Source organism: Vibrio hepatarius, from assembly GCF_001274785.1.
GTDB classification, from domain to species: Bacteria; Pseudomonadota; Gammaproteobacteria; order Enterobacterales; family Vibrionaceae; genus Vibrio; species Vibrio hepatarius.
On sequence record NZ_LHPI01000001.1, the window covers coordinates 389416 to 411009 of the forward strand.

Annotated in this window: 8 protein-coding genes; 7 read left to right on the forward strand and 1 reads right to left on the reverse strand. The window is 46.8% G+C overall.

The window, feature by feature from the left end; genetic code table 11:
• Window positions 1–408 precede the first annotated feature (408 nt).
• The 7 genes from AKJ31_RS01805 (at window position 409) to AKJ31_RS01835 (ending at window position 20874) form a co-directional block, all read left to right on the forward strand.
• Complete coding sequence (locus AKJ31_RS01805; RefSeq protein WP_245639011.1) at window positions 409–11358, forward strand: DUF11 domain-containing protein; 10950 nt, start codon at window positions 409–411, stop codon at window positions 11356–11358.
• 47 nt (window positions 11359–11405) lie between these two features.
• A complete protein-coding gene (locus AKJ31_RS01810; protein ID WP_053407375.1) occupies window positions 11406–14939 on the forward strand; it encodes a TonB-dependent receptor in 3534 nt (1177 codons plus the stop codon).
• 9 nt (window positions 14940–14948) lie between these two features.
• Window positions 14949–15860 (forward strand): OmpA family protein, encoded by a 912-nt coding sequence (locus AKJ31_RS01815; protein ID WP_053407972.1) that lies wholly within the window; start codon window positions 14949–14951, stop codon window positions 15858–15860.
• 66 nt (window positions 15861–15926) lie between these two features.
• Entirely contained in the window at window positions 15927–16772 is an 846-nt protein-coding gene (locus AKJ31_RS01820; protein WP_053407376.1) for a mechanosensitive ion channel family protein, read from the forward strand.
• Window positions 16773–17008: 236 nt separating this feature from the next.
• Window positions 17009–19759 (forward strand): M16 family metallopeptidase, encoded by a 2751-nt coding sequence (locus AKJ31_RS01825; RefSeq protein WP_053407377.1) that lies wholly within the window; start codon window positions 17009–17011, stop codon window positions 19757–19759.
• Between the two features lie 331 nt (window positions 19760–20090).
• Complete coding sequence (gene cspE / locus AKJ31_RS01830; protein ID WP_053407378.1) at window positions 20091–20303, forward strand: transcription antiterminator/RNA stability regulator CspE; 213 nt, start codon at window positions 20091–20093, stop codon at window positions 20301–20303.
• 367 nt (window positions 20304–20670) lie between these two features.
• Window positions 20671–20874 (forward strand): hypothetical protein, encoded by a 204-nt coding sequence (locus AKJ31_RS01835; RefSeq protein WP_053407379.1) that lies wholly within the window; start codon window positions 20671–20673, stop codon window positions 20872–20874.
• Between the two features lie 70 nt (window positions 20875–20944).
• On the opposite strand, the gene AKJ31_RS01840 is transcribed toward AKJ31_RS01835, so the two are convergent.
• On the reverse strand, window positions 20945–21574 hold the full coding sequence (locus AKJ31_RS01840; RefSeq protein WP_053407380.1) for a PGAP1-like alpha/beta domain-containing protein: 630 nt from the start codon (window positions 21572–21574) through the stop codon (window positions 20945–20947).
• Between the last annotated feature and the right edge of the window lie 20 nt (window positions 21575–21594).

The following is a 21594-nucleotide window of genomic DNA, read 5'->3' on the forward strand; positions in this document are numbered from 1 at the left end:
ACAATGAGCTTCAACTGACTTGAAGCTCATTCCTTCATTTGTTAATAAATTTAAATATAGTTTAATTAATTTTAATGTTTTATAAACAATGCATTTTATCTGTTTTAAATATATCTAAATTTAAAGAATCTTATTTATGGCACCATATATTGTAAGTCAATTCTTACATATATGGTAATCAATTTAATTCTATATCCTGGTGGTCTTTAAATAACCAATTCATTGGTATATTATCCATCCGAAAATAAAACCCCAATCAATAATTCGCACCTCGTCAATCCTTGTCGAAGTCTTTTTGCAGTTAATAACAACCTATTTACAGTGGGATAACTCAGTTTGTTTAATCAGTTTTCTTCTAGATTTTATACATTATTAACTTTGTTTCTGCTGGCTTTCTCAGCTCGCGCATTGGCAGCAGATATTGACGTTAGTGTTTCGCCTGTTGAAGCGATTTACGAAAACGGCAAAGTTGTCGAGTATGAAGTTTCGGTAAAAAACAATACAGCGAAAAGGATAAAAAATGTCGCTGTGCAATATTTGGTATGGGACACCTTATCTTCGACAGAATCAGGCAATGCCAAAGCATTTACAAGCCTGACGACGACCGCTTCTTTTACCTATGCATCAGAACCGGGTACGTATGCCAGCACGAACGACAATCTCGATGTGATGGATGCGGAACTGTTTCCGTATGGTTTAATTGTCTATCGCATGCAGGCAAAGGTGAGTGACGATATTACTGGCGCTATAACGCTACCTAACGCCAAAGTAAGCCTTGATGTTGACGGTGATGGCACTCCAGAGCAGTTTGAATCGCCGCAGGCCACCGTGTTCAATCCGGCCCCTTATCAGTACAGCTTGAGTTTGTCAGTCGATAAACCGGAGTACGTTGTTGGCCAAACCTTAACTTACACGTTAACCGCGACCAATACGGGTGAATACGCCGTGCAAGGTCTCGACATTACACAGGCGTTTAAATCGCTTGCTGTTGAGAATATCGCAGGTGCGTCGGTTAGCCCGTTTAGCTCTGTATCGATTAGCGGTAAAGAATCGGGCAGCGACAGTGAATTAGGCACGTTTGCCACCAATGACAACCTTAACGTCATGGACGCAAAGATCGATGTGGGTGGATCGTTGACTTACACCATTCTCGCAACGGTTGCTGATGACTTGGTAGGTGACATTGTCACGTCCGCAAGTTCGACGACCAAAGATGGCTTGGTTGTCAGTGAAGAACGTACTACTCCTCCAGCAAAAGCAGAAGTCAGTATCACGCACTCGGTCAACAAAACCTCTGCGTACTTAGTCGGTGAACAGCGCGTATTTAATATTGAGGTGAAGAATACTGGTGCTGGCGTAGCCCATGACTTTAACGTTAAACACAATATTGATAGCGTGATAGCGACGCTTGGCCTAGGCAACAATCTGCAAGCTGAACACAATCACACCGACGTAACGGGCAACCCGTTTGCGACTTGGGCGATTCGTGTCACCAATATTGGCACCAACTCTCACTCGTCATTCAATGACGCCGGAACTCAAAGCGATGTAGCGTTTGACGACACCATCTCGCTGTATCCGAATGAATCCATCAGCTATGAAATTGCCGCTGACATTTCGCCAGTCGCGATTGGTGACATTCAAGGTCTGAACGCGTCACTCTATGACGAGCATGGTGATTTTATTCAAGATGCTCAGGTTAGCTCGGTAATGATTGCCGAGCGCGTTTTAGACGTCGATGATTCTGAAATCTCAATCAAAAAGACGACTAGCGCCTCTCAATATGTTCCGGGTCAAACGGTCGAATACGACATTACCGTTTCGAACAGCTCGTCTAAATATTTTGCTAACAACCTGAAAGTGGTTGATGACCTAACCTGTGTCACCACAGACCAAGCTGCCGGTGCTGGGGTAGGGCAGGCGTTTAAACGCTGGAAGTTAGAACCCGCGAGCAGCGAGGATGATCAGGGTACAGACCCAGGCAGTTACAACTATGGCGCGTGGACGACATCGCCAATCACCGTATCGCCAGACATTGCCCCGGGTAAAACGGTTCAATACAAACTGACGGCAGAAGTGAATGATTCAAGCGTTGGCTTGATCTTAGATGATGCCGCTTGTAGCGATAACGTGAGTGAAGATGGCTCTGGTGTGCAGATGCCAGACGACAACCTACGCGCAAGTAAAGACGTAGATAGCCGTTATTACTCGGCGGGTGACACGCTGACTTACACCATACGTATCGATAACGATGGTGATGGTTTTGCCAATATGGTTCCGGTTGTTGACGAGATCTCAGTTCTTGAAACCGTTAGCACAACAGGCAAACTTATTCCTGCATTCTTAAGCTGGGAAATCACAGCAGAGGCATACCGTTCTGATGGTTCGGCAGCGACATCGACCGACACCGGTATATCGGGCACGCTGACTAATCCCGACGATTTGAATGTACTGGCGACGCTAGAGCCGCACTCGTACATTATCTACACAATCAAAGCAAAGACTCATCCGCTGGCAAATGGTCATATCCAGAACAGTGTAACGGTTGATGGGACGGTTTACGCAGACCGTGGTTCTGACCCTCGTGATTTCTCGCTGCAAATGTCTAAAGCGGTGAAAACCAATAATGATTCAAGCTTTCACGGTGAGTACACCAGTTACGCGAAGCTAGAAACTGAAGTCACTTACCAAGTTCGAGTGAAAAACCCGAAAGGGAACGGTTATGCGACGAATGTACGCGTTGTTGACGAAATCTCTAGCATCCAAGCCAAGCTACTAGAGCCAGATACTGCAACTAAGCAAGCGTTCTCGTCTTGGACAATCAGTGCTGAGATTGTTTCCGACAACCCATTGCTTAATGGCAACAAACTGTATACTGATGTGGGTACTTTTGAGGACAACAAAGATCTCGATACTGTCGCGCAAATCCCGCCAAACGTAGAAATCATCTACACCATCGTTGCGCAGATTGACCGCAGCAACGGTGATGAAATCATCTATGGCGAAATCAAAAATACCGCGAGAATTGAAACGCCTGATTCAGATTCACAATCACAATTGTCTGATACCGCATTGGTGAAACCCAAAACACCCGATGTGGTGGTGGTGAAAACGACTTACGACGATAACTTTGTCCCAGGCGAGTGGGTCGACTTTCAGGTTTCGGTATTTAACCGAGGTGCGGGTTATGCCAATGAAGTCGCGGTAAACGATGACATCATTGGGATGAGCGCCTTTTCGGAATGGACGATTACGTCTGCGACGGACGACAACAACTCGCCATTTAAAACGGGCAGTTACGCGGGTAGCAAGTCAAACTACCCGGATAACGGCAATATCAATACCAAGGTGGATATTGACCCACAAACCGCACAAGGCTTTGGTTACATTACTTACACCATTCACGGTTTAGTGCGTAGCGACTACGACAAAGAAGAGATTTCTAACACGGTTGATATTCGCGACCCAGCGACAGGGCTCAACCAGTCTGCCTCCGCCGAGATCGGTGACAGCGGCGAAGAGAAGCTTAATGTATCGATCGTAAAAACCGCCGATAAGACGCTGTTTGTGCCGGGCGAAGATGTGATCTACAGCATTTATGTGCAAAACAACAGTGCCAACACGGCAGACGAACTGAAGCTGGTTGACCGCCTAACCGAAATTAAAGCGGTGCTCGCCAACGACAAAGACAAGCAATACCCAGATTATTACGACCAATCTCCGTTTGAGTATTGGGAGTTTGACTACGGAGATGGCGCAGGTTGGCAAGGGCAAACAACGGAAGATCTGGTTTACCCACCGGGTTCGGACAGTACCAGTTTCTCTTTAGCTCCGGGTGAAACACGCGAGTTTAAGATCCGAGCGCGTATTAAAGACAACGTCGTGGGCTCTTTGAATGCATCGGATTCGTTCGACAACATCCTCGCTAACGATGCGTATATCTACCGTGACTTCAAAGAAGTGACTCAACAAAGCCACGTTTCTCACCATGAGATGAGAAGAATCAGCAGTGGCGGCAATACTACGCGCGAACTTCTGGTCAATGGCGTTAGCAGCCGTTACTACGCGCCGGGCGATACCTTGACTTATAAAGTCAAAGTCAGCTCGCAGACGGGTTACTACAACAACCACAAAGTGTCTGAGAACATCAAAGACGTTGATGTATTGCTGCTTGATGGCAGCAAAGCGAATCCGTTTGAAGACGTGTTCAGCGTCGCGGTAGAAAAAGAAGACAGCAACGGCGGCGATGGAACGACCGACGGTACGCTCGATGGGGTGGTCAAAGACAACGAAAATATCAACACCACTATTGACGTTGCGGGTGATGACTATGTGCTTTACACCGTGGAAGGTGTTGTACGTGAAGACGCGGTGGGTAACATCACCATTGGCGGTATTACGGTAGAACCGTACGATTACCACTTAGTTTTCAGCAAAACCGTTGAGCAGAAAAACTATCAACCAGGATCTCCGTTGACGTACCACTTAACGATAGAAAACGACGGTAAAGGTTCGGCGTACAACATCCCAATCATTGATGAGCTTTCAACGATTGAGGTTGGCTTACTGGATGGTACACAAGGCCCTGCGTTCCCTGATGGCTGGACGATAGTTCCAAACGTTGTCGGTGGCAATCCGGCTGCAGAAGTTGATCTCGATGGCACTATCGCTGACAACAAAGATATCTTCACTCACATCTCGGTTCCTGCTGGTGAAACCATTGATTACACCGTGACCGCGACCGTGAATAAGAACGCGGTGGGTGAGATCCTTAACTTACTCAGAGTGGATGGCGATACCGTCAGTGCGCAGTCGAAAGCGGATACCAAAAAGTACGACTTCTCTAAACACGTGACTAAGATTTTCGACACGGATGGTACAACGGAACTCACTGGTGGTTATACGCCGGGCGGTTATATCCAGTACGAGATCTTGTTGAAAAACCTAAACAATGTGCACCTTAAAGGAGTACCCGTTGTCGATGATATTCGTGGTATCACCACCGACTATTTTGACGGCACAATTGGTGCTGCGTTTGATTCGTGGCAAATCACTACCGAGGTAGATAGCAGTGGGCTGTCTGACGCGGGTTCAGTGGCCGACAACGACAACATCAATACCAGCTTTAACCTTGCAGGTAACAGCTTTGCCGATGGTGGTACTTACGTTAAATACACCATCAAAGCCAAGATTTCTGAAAAAGCCGTTGGTCCAATCAAAAACGTCGCCAAGGTGAACGACAAACATACGCTGACGTCTGAACGTGTTGATATGTTGGCGGCTGAGCTAACCAAATCCCACGTGGCGTACACCGATAGCTCGTTTGCAACCAAGAAGGCCACTTACAACCACGAGCCGGATGGTGAAAAAGTGGTGTACCGCCTGCGTTTAGAAAACAAGGGTAAAGGTACTGAGTATGGCGCGTCACTAAAAGAGCAGTTCTCTAAGATTGTTTCACGCCTTGCCCAAGACGCAGCGGGTGAGGTGGACGATCAGCAAGGTGCCACGTTTGACACCTTCGGCTGGAACGTCAAAGTGACCAAATCGGACGAGTTGGTGACAGACATTGCGGGCTATGCTGGTGGCGCAAACAGCGACATTGATATTGCGACCTTGTCTCTAGCCGCTGGTGGCTGGGTTGAGTTTGTGGTTGAAACACAAATTCGTCCAGACGCACTGGGTGATGTGGTCGCTAAGCCGTACTACAACGGCAGCGTATTCCAAACGTCGACCATCAAACCTGATGCCGACGAGCTTGAAGTGGTCAAGACCATCGTCTCTATCGGTGGCCGTCCTTATTCATCTGGCGACAGCTACAAACCGGGCGAAGAAGTAATTTACAACTTCAACGTCAATAACAAAGCCAAAGTATGGGCTGACCAAACAGAGATTCGCGATATCGTTTCTGATATTACGGTTGAAGTGTTGGGCGGGGCGACAGAGCAAGCGTTCGACACATTCTCTATCACCAATACCACGACGGTAGGTTTAGGCCTGGGCGTTGATACCTATTTACCGCCTTACGATGCGAATGATGACCTAAGCTTGATGGTTGATATTGCGCCGTCAGAAGAAATCCACTTTGTGATCAAAGGGACGATTCGTGATGATGCACTAGGTGTTATTGATGCGAACCACGCATTGGGTGGTAGCCACAGCGTATCGACACCAACTATTCCGCCAATCGCGCCACAACTTGAATTTGAAAAGCTGGTGACCAACACCACAGCAGACGGGGGAAGTTGTACCTTCCCATCCAGTACTGGTGAGAACTGTGAGTACAACCCTGGTGGTTTAGTTAGCTACCAAGTGACGGTCAAAAACACCGGTGAAAGTATTGCCAATGATGTTGCAGTCATCGATGAACTCAGCAAGATAAAAACTTCGACAGGCAGCGATGCGTTCAGCAGTTTCTCAACCACAGTGCTAGAGCAGCCAAGTGCAGACCGTTTTGACATTAACGGTAACTACGCAGGTTCTGTGCCGTTGAATGCAACCATCGACTTAATGCCGGGCGACCGCGTGGTGTTTGGCTTACAAGGCACAGTGGATGACGATGCGACAGGAACCATTACCAACGTTGCTCAAGTGGGCGATGAACTGACTAATGACGTCATTCTAGACCAAGGTGAAGCGGAAATTTTGGCGATGAAGTCGACCGATACTCCGACTTACGTACCGGGTGGTGAAGTACGCTTTACTATGTTGATCGCCAACACTGCTGACTCGAACGCCGATGTTCACGTTGAAGACGCGATTTCAAAATTCATGGTTGAAACTGCAGATGGCAGCATGCAGACAGCGTTGAAGTCTTGGACAACAACGGCAAGCTTTATCTCAAACGTTGGAGCAATGCACAACGATGCAAGCGCAATCCAGGCAAGTGGTGATATTGACGCGATCGTCAAATTAGGTGCGGCAGACGTTGAACCAACAGTGCTGAAAATCGATGTGGTTGGTCTAGTTCGTGATGATGCCGTGGGCAAGTTTGGCAACACATTGTATGTGGACTCGATTCAATACGATCTGCGTGAGCACTTTATCTATCCGCAACCGGGTCAACTCAACGTAACCAAAGAGGCGTCGATTTCGCCTGCTTTGTATGCTCCAGGTGATTCGATTGGCTTCGATATTGTGGTTGAAAACACTGGCAGTGGTTATCTGCAAAACGTTCTGATTGAAGATCTCGCTTCTGATATCAAAGCGAGCGTGGTCGATGGAATGCTGCCTGGTCATGCGTTTGACTCATGGGATGCTTCAAAGAGCAGCCTCACTATCGTGCCAGCTTCTGCAAGTGAAACCGTCACCATTGAGCAAAGTGATTTCGATAGTGCGGATGGCTTTACTGGTAAGTACAACTTAGCACCGGGCGCGAAAATCGAGTTGCATCTAGAAGGCACGGTTAAAGGCAACGTGATTGGTGAGATCACCAACACGGTTAAAGTTAGTGCAGATGATCTCGACCCTGTTCATGACAGCGCGACTTACCAACCAATTGATGCGGAAGTAACGGTTTCGAAAGAAGTCGACAAGAGCATTTATCAGGCGCGAGATACGCTGACATACACCATCACCCTAACCAATACCCAGCGCGTATGGGCAACCGATGTGTACGTGAAAGACCTTGTGAATGCCGTTGTTTCCGACACGATTTACGGTACGTCTATTTCTGTATTTGAAACCGGCAGTATCGAAATCAATGCCACCTCAAAAAATGGCACAACAACCTTACCTGCACTGAGTGGTGCATACATCGACAACCGTGTTGATATTGCACCAGAAGATGTTGTGACCATAACGGTTAAAGGGACGTTAAAGCCAGAAATTATTGGTGAGGTACGCAACGTGGTTAGCGTTGAGTATGACGGTAAAACAGTTGAAGACGATGCGATCAGCACACCGATGATTCCATCTATTGTGGTGACGAAAACACCGTATGAAGAGTACTACACACCGGGGACCCTAAACGGCTTTGTTATTCAAATCACTAACCAAGACGCGGCCTTTGCGAGCGACATTAAGGTTAAAGATTTACTGAGTTCCATGATGGTGGAAACCGCTGACGGCGTTGATAGAAACGGTTTTAGCCGTTGGACTTACCGCTATGAAGCAAACAATCCGATGACCCAAGTGGATTCATTGTCGAAAAGCTGGAACAGCGATATCAACGACAAGGTAGACCTCGCACCAAACGACACCATCACTTACGTCATTGCGGGTGAGGTGGATGCAAAAGCGATTGGCGAAATTACTAATACCGTGAACGTTGAGTTTAACAGCAACGTTTACCAGCCAAGTGCGGTAATAAAGCCAAAGCCATCGGCGGTTACTTTGCAGAAAACGGCGGATCGAGAGTTCTATCAAGCGGGTCAACCAGCAACGTTTACTATTACCGTGTCGAACGACGGCGAAGGTATCGCAGATGACGTCCATATTCAGGACATCATGAGCAACGTACTGGTCACGCTGGTAGATGGCACAACTGGCCCAGCATTTGAGTCTTGGACTATCACCACATCGAGTTCGAATGCAGCGACTACGCTGACTTCGGTTCCGTCTGGACAGAATCCAGATATCGATACTTACGCGGATATTGCGCCACTGAGTAACGTGACTTTCACCATCAATGGGGTAGTAAACCGCTACGCGACAACAAACATCTACAACCAGGCGATTGTCGACTTAAGCGATTCAACTCAGTTGACCGCAGATGCAACGATTCTGAATCGTCCGATCTCACTGACCATCGAGAAGTTTGTTGGTGAGACGGGTACAAATACGCAAGAGCCGTATGAACCGGGTAAAGAATCGACTTTCCGAGTGGTGCTAGCCAACCAAAATGAGTCATTTGCGTCAGGTATTCAACTGCGTGACATGATTGATTCAATGACGGTAGAAACAACCAATGGTTTAGTCGAGCCGGTCTTTGATAGTTGGTCGGTAGAAGTGAATAAAGGCAATGAGCTGACTTCAATCTCACCAGATCCAAGCGGCAGCAATCGCAATATTGATGCGGTGGTTCATCTTGCACCGAAGGATACATTGGAACTGGTGATCAAAGGTAAAGTGAATGATTACGCGATTGGTCAAATCGACAATAAAGCGTCGATGACGGTCAATACGGGTTACGCACAACATGCGTCTGCTATCGCAAGTCTATTGCCAGAGCCAGACAACGTCATCATTACCAAAGTGGCGGATAACCCGATTTACACCGCGGGTGAGAAAGCGACGTTCCGCATCAAGCTGTTTAACGACAGTAAAGGTTTTGCCAACGATGTGATCTTAAAAGACATGATGTCGCGCATTAAGGTGCAGACTCGTCCGGATCTAACCACGGGCAACCGCGAAGTTGTGAACGCATTTACCGATTGGACTATTGACGTTAAGAGTAACGACAGCCGTTCGCAATTGGTTTCAGGTTCAATCTCAGCAAATAGCGACGTTGATGTAGCGATGGATATCGCACCGGGTGATACCGCCGAGTTTGTGATTACCGGTACGGTTGACCCGCGTGCAATGGGCGAGATCATTAATACCGCGCATAAGATTGATGAACCGCAAACAGGCGCGAAAAACGCGACCGTTGAAACCGTCAGCGCGATGATCACACCAAAGTCTGTCAGCTTTGTGATTGATAAAACCACCAGTAAAGGCGATGCAGCCGAGTACACCAATGATGACGATGAATTGACTTACATTCTGCGTATCAGCAACGAAGGCTCTACTCTGGTGTCTGGCGCGCAGATGGTGGATGAAATCAGCAAACTCGCGGGTGCGAACGGCAATTCACTTTTCACCAGTTGGACGATGAAAATCGAAGAATGGCCAACGGGTACTGTGATTGGTGAATACAAAGACGTCGATCTGCAACTGCCTCAAGGCGGTCTATCACTCGATCTGCAACCATATATGGGTAACGGCTATGTGATCACCATTACTGGTGAAATCAACAAAGGTTTGGATGATGACATCACTAACACCTTCACCGTGACCGACCCTGCAACGGGTGTGAGTGCGTCAGACGATGTGACTATCCACGTGAAGAAGTTTGCTGATAACGAAGGCGACTTGTTTATCACCAAAGAAGCACTCAAGACCGGAGCGCAAGTTGGTGACGTGGTTGAGTATGAAGTGATCATCCAAAACAACAACGAGTCCGAGTTTAAGGGCGTTAAGCTGGTCGACCGTTACCCAGCGGGTTTTGCCTACGTAGCAGGGTCGACAGAAATGACCAACAGTGGTCCTGATGGTCAGTTTGACACCGCAGACGATGTTTACAGCAAAGAAGACCCAACTGTAACACGCAGCATGACGTTTAACGTTGGCGACATGCTGGCGTATGGCGGCGCAGAGAAGACCATCACCGAGAAAGTGCGCATTCGCTATCTGCTTCGCGTGACTGTCGGGGTGACGTTTGGCAAGTATGTGAATACCGCCGTTGCCATGACACCACCTGAAGGTCAGGTGAGTGGTGCCTTAGTCGCCAAATCTAATACCGCTACGGCAACGGTAGAGATTCTTCCTGACAAACTGTTCGATACCGCATCGATCATCGGCAAGGTGTTTGAAGACCACAACCGTGATGGTTTCCAAGCTGACGCAACCGCGTTTGATGTTGTCGTTTCGGCGAAGATTCCAACGCACGACTACGTGCCTGGTTCAACCGTGGTGATTCGCAACGGGCGTGAAATGCCAGTGCAAGATATCGCGCCAAATGACTCTCGATGGTTTGGTAAACGCGTTCAAGATACAGAAGGCGCACATCTGAATTACCGTCACTCGTCGCAGCACAGTGCTAAGTCTGCCTTGGTTCAAGGTTTTGAAATCAGCAAGCTTTACGGCGTATCACGTAACCGCACCTTGCCAGACAGCAATAAGATGGTGTTCCAGTTCTCTACCAAGACTAATGCAGGTATCAGCCTGACCGTTGAGAGTAAAAGCGGAACCCGAGTACTGCTGCACAAAGATGGCAAAGTGACAACCGAACACGTGGGTGATCGCAGCAAAGGACTGAGTGCAGAGAACCTTGATGTGACGCGTAACCTATACAAAGACGGTGACGAGTATCTATGGGAAATCGTAATTGAGAACAAGGGTATCTATGAAGACGGTATCCCGGGGATTCGATTGCTGACGGTGGAAGGCATTGTTATTGAAACAGACCAGTACGGCCGTTACCACGTGCCGGATCAGTGGGTACTGGATAAGAAGGGCAAGAACTTCTTGGTGAAAGTTGACACCGACTCGTTGCCTACCGGAATGAAGGTCATCAGTGAGAACCCAAGGGTGCAGAGAATTTCACCGAACAAACTCACCAAATTTAACTTTAGCGTTGCAGTAGATGAGAAACAGTAATCGTGGAACAACAAAAAATATCATTGCCCGCGATTAATGGGAGCCAAATGCACAAAATCAGAAAAACTCGCTTGGCCGTATGTGTCTTGATTGCCATCCCAGTGATGGCGGCGGCAAAAGACACCAGCCAGATGCAAAAACTTGAAAGCACGACCACAGGGATCGAGGTTGAACTCCATAAACAGGAAGACAGCTCGCGCATTTACCTTGAGGAAGGGGCTATCTGGGCGAGTCGAGATATCACGCGTTTTGATCCGGTGATGGATGTCAGCGTTAGTGAAGAGTTGGAAGTGGAAGAGGGCAAGCTCAAAGACGAGACAAGCTTTACCATTACCACCAACTACAGCTACTACCTGTCGCGTTATCAAGTTGAGATCTTCCAAGGGCAAGACCGCTCTTTGGCGCACCCAATCAAAGTGATTGAAGGCACAGAGCTTGCGAACGATATCGATATTAGCTGGGACGGTTCGACCGATTTAGACTACCAGTTTAAAGTCGGCAATCAGCTTCAGTTCCGTTTTAAAGCGTGGGACAAAGACGGCAATATGGATGTCACCAGCGTGGGTGTTGTCGATCTGGTGAAGCCGGATTCTGAAGTGGATATCGACCGCAACGACGGCGAAGAAGATATCGGTCGCCGCTACGGTAAAGCGAAATTGATGCGCCATAACATCCCAACCAATGCAGGCTTGGCGAAGTTTATCGGCACGGGTTTAAAAGGCGTCGATAAAGTCGTAATCGGTGAAGACGAATTTGAAGTCGAAGAAGGCGAACTCTACGCAGAACAGTTCCTGCCAGCAGACGCGTACTTGTTCCCGACGAAAGTGATCTTCGACAACGGTGACGAACGTCGTTACCAGCTTTACGTGCGTATTCCAGACACTTACTACTCACAAGCAGGTATCGCGGATTTCTATGTTGGTCGCAACAATGTCACCGGTAATACGGGGGCATTGGGCGTGAACTACCAATACCAAGATGATATCTATAACCAAGGCCGTATCGCCTACTTTGGTCAGGGCAAGTTTGGCGACAAACTGCGTGTCACGACCCACTTCGACAGCAAAGATGGCGAAGTTAAAGACCTATTTAAACATCCTTTTGCTGCAGAAACCTCAGATGTGTTCGACATTCTTGAAGACGATGATGAGCTTTACTACGCCGACTACGGTGACGGTTCGAACATCCATAAAGTCGTTAACACCAAGGGTAAGGTGTACATCGATCTGGAGTACGACAAATCACAACTGTTGTGGGGTAACTACAACACAGGTTTGACCGGCACAGACAACAACGACTACAACCGTAGCTTGTATGGTTTTAAAGGCGACTTCCGTACGCGTTCAACCACTCAGTTTGGTGAAGATCGCTTAAACGTGGTGGGCTTCGCGGCGGCGGCAGATTCCGCATTTGCACACGATGAATTACTCGGCACAGGCGGCTCACTGTACTTTTTACGTCACGGTGAAGTGGTACCGGGTAGCGACAAGGTATACGTAAAAGTCGTCAACAAAGACAGTGGCATTTCAGAAAAGGAAGTGCCATTACAGTCTGGTCGTGACTATGAAATTGACGCATACCAAGGCCGCATTATTCTGATGCGTCCGTTAAGTAACATCATCTCCGATAACTTTGGTAGTGTGATTGATGACTCTCCGGCGGGTGGCTACGAGAACTACCTAGCGGTGGATTATGAATATGTGCCTCAAGGTTCGGATGTAATTGATTCACTGACTTACGGTGGTCGCATCAAAGGTTGGGCGAACGACTACATCGGTATCGGCGTGAACTACGCGACCGAAGACCGTGATAATCAGAACTACCAATCTTACGGCACGGATCTTACCTTACGTGCGACAGAAGGAACGTACTTAAAAGCCGAATTTGCACGCAGTGAAGGTCGTCAAACTGACTCAAACTTTGTCTCGTTTGACGGCGGTTTAACCTTTACGCCAATCGGCAGTGATATGGATGAGCGCGAGGGTGACTCGATTCAGGTCAAAGGTGTCGCTAACCTTTACGACATCGCTCCAAACATTTTTGGTTTGGTCGGCAATGACGTAAAAGCGTGGTACAAAACCAAAGACGCAGGCTACAGCTATGCCAGCCAAAGCGACGACTTAGAGCAGCTCTCTTACGGTACTGAGTTACGACTTCAAGCGACCGATAGACTCAGCTTTGCGACTCGTTATACGTCGATGGAAGAGACTAAAATCGACGGCACGAAAACCACGGATACCCAACAAGCCGAGCTAGAAGGCCAATTCAAGCTGACTGACCACATTAAACTGTCTGCGGCGGGTAAGCAGATTGAAGAACTCAATCGCGACAACGAAAAGGGTAAAGGCACGCTGGCAGGTCTACGAGCGGACTACGTTTGGGATAGCGACAACAGCGTCTACGTCAAAGGACAAACCACGGTTGATCAAACCGAAGAATACGATGACAACGACAGCGTGACAGTTGGTGCAGAATTCCGTGTATTTGATGATGTAACGTTAGGCGCGGAATACACCACAGGTGACCGTGGTGACGCGACTCAGGCGACAGCGAGCTACGACGTAACCAGTGACTACACCACGTACCTGACTTACGAAAACGACAATTACGAAGGGCAGAACAATGTCATTGTCGGTCAGCGCGCAGACCTAACCGACAGTGTCGATTTCTATCAAGAAAACCAGTTTGTTGATGAGAACAACGGCAAAGGTCAGATTGACTCGTTTGGTTTTGGCTACGACATGAGCGACGATGTGGATTTCGGTATCGGTTACCAGCAAGGTGAAATCGAGAAGCCAAGTACGAGTGACCCAAGCCAGATTGAAGTGACGCAACGTAAAGCCGTGACCTTTACCGCCAATGTCGATGTGGACGACATTACCTTTAAAAACAAGGTTGAGTTTAGGGTAGACAAAGGCAACGAAAATGTTGACCCAAGTAAACGCCGAATCGAGCAGTTTGTGACGACCAACCGTTACACGCATCACCTGACGGAAGAGTACACCTTGTTCGGCAAGTTCAACTATTCAAAATCGGTCAGTGACCAAACCGATGAGACGTTAGCGCGTTTCGTCGAAGCGACAGCGGGTATCGCTTATCGCCCGATTTACAATGACCGTTTGAACCTGTTGAGCCGCTATACCTATATCGCGGACAGAGACAACCTTGACCGAGAAGTCAGCTACACCAACGAAGAATCACACATCATCGAAGTAGAAGGTATCTACTCAGTTAACGCGAAAGTCGATGTTGGCGCTAAGTACGCTCACAAAGACAAAATGGAAGACTTTGAGCGCGCATCAGGCAGCGTTGCGCGTGTCGAAAGTGATATCGACCTGTATGGTTTAAGCGCGTCTTACCACATCATCAAAGAGTGGGATGTAACGGGCGAGTATCACTGGAAGACCGATACGCAAAATGACGAGCTGGAACACGGTGCACTTCTCTCAGTCAACAAGCACCTGTCAGACAACTTCAAAGTGGGCGTGGGCTATAACTTCTCTGGTTTTGACAGCAACCTCGCCAATGACGACGATTATGACGCTCAAGGCGTGTTCATTAACTTGGTTGGTAAGATCTAAAGGGCAATGATGAAACTAAAACACCTATTGTTTATTCCGTTGGTCGCGGGTGTGCTATCTGCATGCGCAACAGAGACTTACGTCAGCAAAGAGAACATCGACAAGTTTGGTGATCCGCGCGTAGAAAAGTTTTTGATTCGCGAGTGTATCGTGCCTGAGCGAGATATCCGTATCGCGATGGCGTCGCATTTTGACTTCGATAAGTCAGATCTTAAACCGGAAGACAAAGCTTCGGTAGATAAACTGATTAACGGCATTCGAAATCTTCATGGTCAAATTGCGATTGTTGGACACACTGATTATCAGGGCTCAGACGATTACAACATGAAGCTCTCGTTGCGACGCGCTGAAGCAGTCAAAGCGTACATGCAGACTCAATTGGACGCCTCCCGCTACGATTGGGAAGTGAAGTTCTACGGAAAATCCCGACCGATTGCGGAAGGTACAAGCTTAGAAGCTAACGCACAAAACCGCCGCGCCTATGTGCTGTTTGAACAAACCCAAACTCAAGCGGAAAACCCATTCTGTGAGCCGCCAAAGCCAGATCGTAAAGTCTTTATGGCAATGACCTCGCACTTCGACTTTGATAAAGCCGACCTGAAACAGCGCGATAAACCGTCGTTGGACGATTTCTCTAGCAACCTGCAAGGTTTGAAAGGTCGTATTTTGATCGCTGGTCACACCGATTATCAAGGCTCAATCAGCTATAACGAAAAGCTGGCTGAACGAAGAGCTGAATCTGTGTTGCAATATTTGCAAACGAAACTAGATCCAAAGCAATATGTGTGGGAAGTTAAATCGTTCGGTGAGCTAGACCCTGTGACACAGGAACAAACTCTGGATGCGAATGCACTCAACCGACGAGCATTTGTCATTTTTAAAGAGGGTGAGCTGCCAGAGGAGCCATTACCTCAAAACTAGCAAATATGAGAAAGGGGGCATGATGCCCCTTTTTAACAAAACAAAAAGAATAAATAGGAGTACCGAGTGGAGAAAGTACAAGTCGTTATCGATTTTCTTCTAACTCACAAATTGTTGTTTACCGCGCTGATTATTTTGATGATCGCTTTGCTGCGCCGCCTGATCCTGTCGAAAATTCGTGGTGACGTGGCTTTTGTTTCGGAAGAACGCCGTAACTGGATGTCGCGTACTAAAAATGGCTCGTCCGCTTTGACGGTTCTGTTGCTGTTTATCCTTTGGCAATCGGAGATCAGCGAGTTTGCGTTGTCAGTGACGGCGATTGCTGTGGCTATCGTGGTTGCGTCAAAAGAGATCATTCTCTGTTTTACCGGTTCTATTCAGCGTGCGAGTTCGCGCTCGTTCCGTGTCGGTGATTGGATTGAAGTCGGCAAAATCTGTGGTGAAGTTATCGAGCACAACGTCATGGCGACGGTGATTCAAGAAATTGACCTCTACCACGGTCAATACCATTACACGGGTAAAACCGCGACGCTGCCAAACAGCATGTTTTTTACCTATCCGGTGAAAAACCTCAACTTTATGAAACGCTATGTGTTCCATAATTTTTCCATCGTGGTGCCTGATTTCGTTAACCTATATCCGCTTGTACCGCTGATGATCGAAAAGATTGATGAGCGTACACATTACTTCCATGAAGTCGCGAAGCGCTACAACACGGTGATCGAGAAGCACGCTGGTGTCGATCTGCCAGGTTCTGAGCCACATATTCACATTACCAGTTCGGCGACAGGGGAGCAGATCGTTCACTTTATGCTGTTCTGTCCAACGGATAAAGCGACCCACCTTGAGCAAGATATTAGATCGGATTTTATGGCGTTATATGAAGAGCGCTTTCCTAAACAGGCTGACTAAGCATTAATGATCTAATTAGAAAGCATGAATCAACAAGGCCCACCTAAGTATAAGTATTTAGGTGGGCTTTTTATTTTGCGTGATGTCTCTCAAATGTGTGGTATGTCATTAAAATAGCTCGGCTTTTGTGTAACTTAATACGTACAAAATTAACCGTTATTTATTTGTGGAATGGATTCAACAAAATCATTCCTTTGGGTTATAGTGCAATTACACAAATAACAAGAAGTATGATTATGCGAATAATATTATTAATCGTTTCTATATTTATCGTCGGATGCACACAATCATCACCCACAACACCGATTCAACCTGATCCTAATTGGACACAAGGCCAACTCGACAATGGTGTGAAATACCATATCTATCCAACCGATAAAGAGCCCGTTTCTTTACGTTTATACGTTCATATCGGTTCTGCCCATGAAACCGAACAGCAAAAAGGCTATGCGCATTTCCTTGAGCACATGGCATTTAATGGCAGTACGAATTTTACCTCAAACGATGTAGTCAAAATGTTTGAGTCTGCAGGCCTTTCGTTTGGTGCAGATATTAATGCCTACACCAGTTACTACGAGACGGTTTACCAGCTCGATTTACCTGATAACGCGCAGCTTGAAAACGCTATGATGTGGATGCGTGATATCGCTGATGGCTTAACCATTTCGGATGCGGAAGTCGCAAAAGAGATTGGTGTAATCAAAGGTGAAATCCGTCGTAACCGTCCTGAAAACAAGGGCTTTAGCGAACGTTACTACGACCATTTAATCCAAGGTACTAAACTGGAACATATCGATCCGGTAGGCACAGTCGAGTCGGTAAGCAACACCACCAGTGACAGCTTAAGAGCGTTTTACCAACAGTGGTATCATCCTCAGTTTGCTGAAATCATCGTAACAGGTGATGTGGATGCAAAAGCCGCTCAGCAGTTGATTGAGCAAAAATTTGCGAACTGGACGGCGGCTAAAACTGCGCCAGACAATACTGTCGAGAAACCGCGTTTAACGCTAACAGACTACGTGGATACTGTTGGTCAATACGATATGCCAAGCCTAACGTTGATGTCGACTCGCGGTCCTTCACTGTACACATCGCGTGAAAAGCAGATCGAAGATTGGTTTGATAACCTCGCACTTGAGCTTATTAATCGCAAACTGAATGCGGCATTTGATGATGCGGCAGTGCCAGTTCAAGAGTTGGTAGCGGCTTCAATCGATATGGATAAAAACAACGTCGCGCTGTACTCGGTATCGTTTTCTCCAGAGCAGCGTGAAACCGCAGAGCAACTGCTTATCGCAACATTAGCAACGCTAAGAGATTACGGCGTGACTGAAAACGATATCCAAGCGTCTATCGCTGCGAACAAACAGCAACTAACCGACCTTGATTACGACTGGTCACAGCAAGACGCCCCAGACTACGCAGAAGCTAAGTCTTACTCGATATCGACAGGTGAGATTAACCAGTCTAAGCAAGACTACCGCGCTGCCCTCACGCAGTTTGTTGACTCGATTACTCTCGATAAAGTTAACGCGCAGATTCACAGCTTATTGTCGGATGAGTTTGTCGTACTTCGCGCGGCGGAAAACGAACAAGCCATTGCGTCACTAAGCGCAGAAATCCCTGCTCTGAAAGCGAAGCTGGCTGAAAAAGGCGCAAAACCAATCGCACTAGCGGCGGGTGACAACCAATTAGCAGGGCCACAGGCTTCTGGCCAAGTGGTTGCTCAGAAAACCAACGAACTCGGTTTCCATGTTTGGACGCTTTCTAACGGCGTAGAAGTGTGGCTTGAGACAGACCCAACTACAGAAGAGCACGTCAGCGTCATCTACGCTAGCCAAGGCGGATACGCAGCGCTGACACCAAACTTGTTCGCTGCCGCTGACTTATCGGTGCCTGTCGTAATTAAGAGTGGGGTAGGCGGTTACAATGGCTCAGATTTTGATAGCTACCTAACACGTAACAGCATTCGAGTTTTCCCATTTGTTAGCAGCACGCACCACGGGGTTGAACTGGCGCTAACCAAAGAGAAGTTGGCAGATGCGTTTAAAGTGATTTTCAACATCACGACCAACATCAATGTTGATCAGCGCCAGTTAGATAAGGTTCGTCAGGAAAACATCCAGCAGCAGAGCAACTACTTAGCCACACCACACGGTAAGTGGACACAAGCCGCCAACCGCAACATCTTCTCGCCGGAGAGTCGCAAATACAATCAGTCCGCGCCAGCGCTATCGATGGTAACGCCTGAAGATATTCGCGCGGTTCATCATGAGTTGTTTGGTAAAAATCGTGGTAACAAGTTTGTGATTGTCGGTGATTTAACTCCAGCAGAGGTAACGCCGCTATTGCGCCATTACATCGCGTCGATCCCTTTAGATGAGGCGAGTGCACCAAGCTATAAGGTGGCTTACAACCCTGAGCCAAAAGCTCTGGTCACAGTGGCAGAAAACAATGAGCAGAACACGCTCTACACGGTAAGTGTGATTAATTCAGACGCCAGTGCGGGTACGGCACGCACGGCATTTATCGACGATATGCTGCAACGTGTACTATCGAAACGTTTGAACGAATACGTGCGTGAGGAACTCGGTTTAGATTACGCGCCAGATGCTTACTCGGTATCCCGAGATCAAGAACCAGCCACCGATTGGGTAGTGGACGCTCAGGTTGCGCCAAAAGACATCGATAAAATCGACAAAGCGATTGATACGGTGCTGGCAGACTTGGCCAAAGGCGTCACTCAGCAAGAACTGGATATTGCCGCGAAGCAATTAACAGTCGCGCTGCACCCGCTAAAAGAGAACCCAGTAGAAAGGACTTGGTTCTACACTCGCTACCTAATCCACGGCTATGGTGTTGAAGCGCTAAAAGACGTCGATGCCATGGCAGATTCAATCACGCTAGAAGAGTTCAACCAGCGTGTAACTGAAGCTTTCGGTGCAGGTACAGTGAAAACCAAGTATCGTTTAACACCTGCACAGTAAGCCGTGTAAGAAGAATAAAACAGCCGCTAAATAGCGGCTGTTTTTGTTTGGTGAATATGTAAGCACTAATACTATTCTGTGATAGAGGCTTGCTATAATTTGTTAAGTGATTGATTTTATTGGTTATTAAAATAAAAATAAGAAATGTATATCTATTGCGTGTACTTAGTGTATAGTGGCGTCAGCTCAAACAGAGAGCTATTGATAAAATATTTAGTTCAAGATTTTCTCAGTTTTTCGATTCATTCGACATATCTATCCTGCGATACCTTTTTCTTCATTCCTTATTTAGTAGCTTCCTTTATAAATTAATCAATCTATCGAGATATATATGTCAAATAAAACAACTGGCTTAGTTAAATGGTTTAATGAATCAAAAGGCTTTGGATTTATCACTCCAGATAATGGCAGTTCTGATCTATTTGTTCACTTCAGAGCAATCGCTAATGACGGTTTTAAAACATTAGTTGAAGGTCAAAAAGTTTCTTTTAACGTTGAGCAAGGCGGCAAAGGCCCTCAAGCTGCTAACGTTACTGTACTGTAAGTATTTTTAGCACAACCTATTTGGTTGGCGACTATACAGCAGTTAAATGGCGCGATGCAAACGCGTCATATTTTACTCCAGAGTAAATACCAGCTTCTTTGATTTAAAAATTCATTTTTCGAATTGTAGACTACTGGTCAAATTAAAGTTCTCAAGGTTTAGTCTTGGGAACTTTTATATTTCGTCAAAGAAAGAGATTAAACTTTGAAAAAGAAATCAACGAGTTGTAATTCGAAAAAAACTAAAGTGAAAAATCATGTCCAAGAAGCAAGTCCGGACAGTATTCATACAATAAGGAAAAAGATCGAAGATATTCTGTTAGAACGTGAACAGAAGAAACTATGGGATCTATAAGTTAGAGGGCTATATGAGAAAACCAGCAAGAAAACCAAGCAAAAAAACGCGCAAAAGTGATTTTGAAGACCGATTCGCGCTGATGGTTGGCGAATATCAAAGTGCTAAAGAAGTTCTTGATTCTTTACCGGAAGGTACTTCCGAGCATGCCAAGCAGAAGAAAAAGTGTGACACTCTATTCGCAAACGCAGAACGATTCATCAATTCAAAGAAGTAGGCTATACAGGAAACTCATTTTCCCTTATAAGTCGCTTCTGATCGAACGCTTCTAATTATTATTGTCACAATTATCCCACCTGCTTATGTAGAAACCGATTATGACGAATAAAGTAATCGATTTGTTTTGCAGTGAATGCCACATAGATAAGGCTAGTGTGGCTGCTGGTGGTCTCAATATGATCTGTCATCCCTTCAATTTTCGTTTCTTCAACCGTGACGGTACCGTCTGACGGCTGTTGATTATCCATTAAAAACAACGCTCGCGCACCGATTGGCATCGTGCCCGCGATACTACCGAGCTTTTGTGGAAAATCCCAGCGGCTGGAATGCTCTTTTAAACCAAAGTTTGGCGAATTCCCTAAGATGTTTCCCAATCCCAAATCTTGAATACGTGTCACGATAGAGGCGCCATTTAACGGTGAGCCGATAGTCACGACATGCGAGATCTCTTTCGCACTGGGTTTACGTGAAGCAAGGTATTGCTTGATAACAAGTCCGCCTAAGCTGTGGCCGACTAACACGTTGGGTGTCTCTGAACTCAGTGCCTCGTCGATCTCTCTGAACAGTTTGTGTTTGTTAATCGCAACGCTGTTGTACGTCAGTACCTTGGTTCGATAGTTAAACGTTCTTAGGCTACGACTCAGAGGTTGCATGACCATCCCATGCATGTACAACCCATGTAAAATGATAATTTTCATACAACTCTCCGCACAACTGA